Source organism: Streptomyces tricolor, from assembly GCF_002155905.1.
Lineage (GTDB): Bacteria > Actinomycetota > Actinomycetes > Streptomycetales > Streptomycetaceae > Streptomyces > Streptomyces tricolor.
The window spans coordinates 1-1,667 of sequence record NZ_MUMF01000963.1 but is presented as its reverse complement, the minus strand read 5'-3'; the positions used below and the strand labels follow the sequence as shown (position 1 = coordinate 1,667).

The 1,667-nt window shown below is 77.2% G+C and carries 2 protein-coding genes; one reads left to right on the top strand and one right to left on the bottom strand.

The window, feature by feature from the left end:
* Window positions 1-986, bottom strand: a 986-nt coding sequence (locus tag CCN44_RS41950) for a LysR family transcriptional regulator (RefSeq protein WP_086704503.1), incomplete at its 3' end; no start/stop codon positions are given.
* A 93-nt stretch (window positions 987-1,079) separates the two neighbouring features.
* Between CCN44_RS41950 and CCN44_RS41945 the strand changes: the two genes are divergently transcribed.
* Window positions 1,080-1,667, top strand: a 588-nt coding sequence (locus CCN44_RS41945; protein ID WP_086704500.1) for a glutamine amidotransferase-related protein, incomplete at its 3' end; no start/stop codon positions are given.

Sequence of the window (1,667 nt, the reverse complement as noted above, 5' to 3'; positions counted from 1 at the left end):
TCACGGCGGCCGGCCACGGACTGACCCTGCTGCCCCGCTCGGCGGCCGTCCCCGGCACGGCCGCCGTCCCCCTCACCGCCCCCCGCCTCGTCCACCGCACTGAACTCCTGCACGGCGGCAGCCCCGGCGGAGCGGCGGCGGAGGTGGTGCGCCGGCGCTCCGCCGGGGCTGCCGCCGTGCAGGAGTTCAGTGCGGTGGACGAGGCGGGGGGCGGTGAGGGGGACGGCGGCCGTGCCGGGGACGGCCGTGGCCGCCGAGCGGGGCAGCAGGGTCAGTCCGTGGCCGGCCGCCGTGAGCGTGGTGAGGGTGCGCACGTCGGTGCCCTCGTAGCGCAGGGCGGGCCGGAAGGCGCCGCCGCCCGCGGTCGCGGCACGCAGCTGCGCGAGCGGGAGCCCCGCGTCGGGCGCGTCGAGCCAGCGGGCGTCGCGGAGGTCGCCGAGGCGCAGGCCGGGGCGGCCGGCGAGGGGGTGTCCGGCGGGCAGCAGGACGCTCACGGGCTCCTCCGCGACGCCGCGCGCGGTCAGCGGTGCCACGTCGGGCAGCCGCAGCGGATCGCTCGGCGCGGCCAGCCCGTCGACGAGGCCGAGGTCGGCGGTGCCGGTGGCGACGGCGGCGGGGATCTCCGCTCGGGTGAGGACGCGCAGGGTGACGCCGGCCGGCGGGAGCGCGCCGAGGACGGCGGGGCCGAGCGCGGTCGCGGTGGTGACGAGGGTCAGGCCGTGCTGGGGGGCGGCGGCCATGCGGAGGATGTCGGCGCGGGCCGCGTCGAGCCGCAGCAGCAGCGGACCCGCGTGCTCCAGCAGCCGCTCGCCCGCCGCGGTGGGCGCGACCGGCCGGCGCGTCAGCAGCGGCGCGCCCAGGTCCTGTTCGAGGGCGGCGATGTGCTGGGAGACCGCGGACTGGGTGTAGCCCAGCTCGCGCGCGGCCTCCGAGAAGGAGGCGAGACGCGCCACGGTGACGTAGGTGCGGAGCAGGTGCGGGTGCATGCCGCCCAGCATCCCACCCCATCAGCAACGCTTATCGAGCGTACAGAAACCATCGTTGGACGTGAATGACACCGCGTACCGAGGATGGTGGGCATGACGAACACCGCCACCCTCGCCCTCGTCGGCGACCGCTCCCCGCACGTTGTCTCCCACACCCGCGTCCCGCTGCTGCTGGAGGCGCTGGCCGCCCGCGACCGGCTGGTCCTGGACGCGTACTGGATCTCCTCGCAGGACGCCGAGGCCGAGGGCGCGGTGCGCGGGTTCGACGCCGTGTGGGTGCTTCCGGGCAGCCCGTACCGCAGCGAGGCGGGCGTCCTCGCGGCGGTGCGCACGGCGCGCGAGGAGGGCATCCCGTTCCTGGGTACGTGCGGCGGCTTCCAGCACACGCTGCTGGAGTACGCGCGGAACGTGTGCGGGCTGACCCGCGCCGCGCACGCCGAGAACGACCCGGACGCGACGGACCCGCTCATCGAGGCGCTGGCCTGCTCGCTGGTGGGCCACGAGGCCGCGGTGACGATCGAGCCCGGCTCGCTGGCCGCGTCCGTGATCGGCTCGGCGCGCACGGTGGAGCGGTACTTCTGCGCCTACGGCCCCTCGCGCCACCTCGACACGCTCCGCGCCCACGGGCTGCGGTTCTCCGGCCGTGACGAGGACGGCCGTGTCCGGGTGGCCGAGCTGCCC